The 2,192-nt window shown below is 42.0% G+C and carries 4 protein-coding genes and 1 tRNA gene; 4 read left to right on the forward strand and 1 reads right to left on the reverse strand.

Annotated features, from left to right (window positions below):
• Positions 1-93 precede the first annotated feature (93 nt).
• Complete coding sequence (locus VB081_RS08120) at positions 94-372, reverse strand: HU family DNA-binding protein (RefSeq protein WP_323400321.1); 279 nt, start codon at positions 370-372, stop codon at positions 94-96.
• A 295-nt stretch (positions 373-667) separates the two neighbouring features.
• On the opposite strand from VB081_RS08120, the gene VB081_RS08125 reads away from it, so the two are divergent.
• The 4 genes from VB081_RS08125 to VB081_RS08140 all read left to right on the forward strand — a co-directional run bounded on the left by VB081_RS08125 (position 668) and on the right by VB081_RS08140 (position 2,192).
• Positions 668-991, forward strand: coding sequence for a TetR/AcrR family transcriptional regulator (locus VB081_RS08125; RefSeq protein WP_323400322.1), 324 nt, complete (start codon positions 668-670; stop codon positions 989-991).
• Between the two features lie 51 nt (positions 992-1,042).
• Positions 1,043-1,366, forward strand: a complete 324-nt coding sequence (locus VB081_RS08130; RefSeq protein ID WP_323400323.1) for a hypothetical protein — start codon at positions 1,043-1,045, stop codon at positions 1,364-1,366.
• A gap of 19 nt (positions 1,367-1,385) precedes the next feature.
• Positions 1,386-2,000 carry a TetR/AcrR family transcriptional regulator gene (locus VB081_RS08135; RefSeq protein ID WP_323400324.1) on the forward strand — a complete coding sequence of 205 codons (615 nt, stop codon included), beginning with the start codon at positions 1,386-1,388 and terminating at the stop codon, positions 1,998-2,000.
• 103 nt (positions 2,001-2,103) lie between these two features.
• Positions 2,104-2,192 (forward strand) — tRNA-Ser (locus VB081_RS08140).

Consider the following 2,192-nt stretch of genomic DNA (forward strand, 5'->3'; position numbering starts at 1 on the left):
CACAGCCAAACAGCACAAGGACAAACGTTCCGATAAATTCAGCAAGATACTTTTTCATAATGATACCTCCTATAATATAAAGAACTTTATGATTTAGTGCACATCGATGGCTTTTTTCAAATTTTTGCCCGCCTTAAATGCCGGTATTTTTGTCTCGCCGATCTGGATCATTTCCCCGGTGCGCGGATTTTTACATTGTCTTGCAGCACGCGTCCTTACCTCAAACGTCCCAAACCCGACAAACTGAACTTTTTCATTTTTAGCAAGCAGCTCCGCAATGCTATTAAGCAATGCGTCTGTCATAACTTCGACATCCTTTTTCATAAATCCTGTTTTTGCAGCGACTTTCTCAACCAAACACTTCTTATTCATACCTTTCCTCCTGTGTATTATTTATATAAAAAACGCAAAACAATAACGCATTTATTTTGCTATTTTTTCAACTCGGATTCCCGACCTTAAACAACTTAACAAAAACAAGTATACATTGGTTACTATATACTGTATTTATTGTATTCATTAAGCATTGAAAAGTCAATATACATTGGTCGTGCTTTCGTGCCCTTTCTTTTTGTTTTTAACAAAAAGTCTAATTTTATAGCCGTTTTTTACGTTGCCTCCGTTGTAACTTTTAAAGAACTATAGTATAATACTTTCGGTGAGTGGTATGACATCCGAAAAAACAGTTTTTAAAAAACGTGCCTTGCGGGAGCAACTCATTGTTGCAGGCCTGGATTTTTTGAACGCCAATCGCGTCGAGGAACTTACGATGCGCAAGCTGGCGTCTCTTTGTCATGTCACGCCGCATGCGATCTACAACCATTTTGCCAATAAAGACGCATTGATCGAAGCTCTGAGCGACCGTGTGCTTCAGGATCTGACTGTGATCGCTACCGAGATTGTACTGCAATCGTCTTTGAACTTCGAAGGAAAAATGATTGCCCTTACCAACGCTTATCTTAAATTTATCGAAAAATATCCATTCCATTAGCAAGTCGCCCAAAAATCGAGAAGCTCGACCACGCCGTCTTACGTGGTGGATATGCGTGATGGTGCTTTGCTGTGCAAAAATAAATATCCGGGTTTCCCTACTTTAAAAACTCTGAACCGGTTCAGCAAGCTGCCCGCTCCTATCATTGATGCTGTGATGAAAAAGCAGGATCTCAGCGACCGCATTTTTTCTATGTCGCCTTCTGTGCTTGAGCCTATAGAGGATAAAGCGGAGACGTGTCTTGGCCAAATTACGTTGTACTCTTTCGTGACCGGCCTCTCGTTCGCGCTTGCAAACGGCAGCATGTCTTCTGCGGTAAACCGTAAACAAGCGATTCAGGAAGTGGTAAGGTATCTCTTCAAACGATATTTTTGACAGAAAGGGGTAAGCAGTAATGGAGACCACGGGAAAAAGAAATCGAAACATACAAAATCTCCTGATGGAAGCGGCGATCCGTCATATTGAAAAGCATGGGGTCAATAAGATTTCGCTGCGTAAAATTTCTGCCGATTGCGGCGTGACCCATGCAACGGTCTATAAATATTATGAGAATAAAAAAGCGTTTATCAACGCCACGATCCCTTATATCCTATCGAATATGCATCCTTATCTGAGGCGTGCGCTGAAAAATGCGCCGGATGAAGAACCTTTTGTCGTATTATGCAAGTCTTATGTGCGCTATATGGTCAAGCATCCCCAATACCATTATTTGCTCCATCCGGGCACATTGAACGCACAGCCGGCATGGCCTGTGCCTTCGCCGATCGAAAGGTCCCCTTACTTTGACCACCCCTATATTAAGATCGCGGAGGACTTTTTTTCACGTTGCAAGGTGCAAGAGCAGGAATATTCTTATCTTTTCCCTTTGCTTTCATCCATGATCAACGGGCTGATCCTTTTGCTGAATAGAAAGTCGCTTGTTTTTCACGGTGATTTTGGCGATTTGGTAGACATCATCATCTTCCAGCCTTTAAAACTAAAGCCCAGGAGAAGGCGCAAATCCAACTGATCCTTGTTATTCTGTGAAAAAAATACAGAAAAATCTGAAAACAGCTTGTTAGCAGGTCTGTTTTATGATAAAATAGTTTTCGCTGTAAAGAAAATAGAAATATGGACAGATGGCTGAGTTGGCTTAAGGCGCACGATTGGAAATCGTGTGAACGTTAATAGCGTTCCGGGAGTTCGAATCTCCCTCTGTCCG

It is taken from the genome of Christensenella sp. (assembly GCF_034927525.1).
Classification (GTDB): Bacteria; Bacillota; Clostridia; order Christensenellales; family Christensenellaceae; genus Christensenella.

Excerpts from the sequence above, each read along its gene's own strand:
- VB081_RS08120 (WP_323400321.1), bottom strand. The coding sequence starts at position 372 with ATGAATAAGAAGTGTTTGGTTGAGAAAGTCGCTGCAAAAACAGGATTT.
- VB081_RS08125 (WP_323400322.1), top strand. The coding sequence starts at position 668 with ATGACATCCGAAAAAACAGTTTTTAAAAAACGTGCCTTGCGGGAGCAA.
- VB081_RS08130 (WP_323400323.1), top strand. The coding sequence starts at position 1,043 with ATGCGTGATGGTGCTTTGCTGTGCAAAAATAAATATCCGGGTTTCCCT.
- VB081_RS08135 (WP_323400324.1), top strand. The coding sequence starts at position 1,386 with ATGGAGACCACGGGAAAAAGAAATCGAAACATACAAAATCTCCTGATG.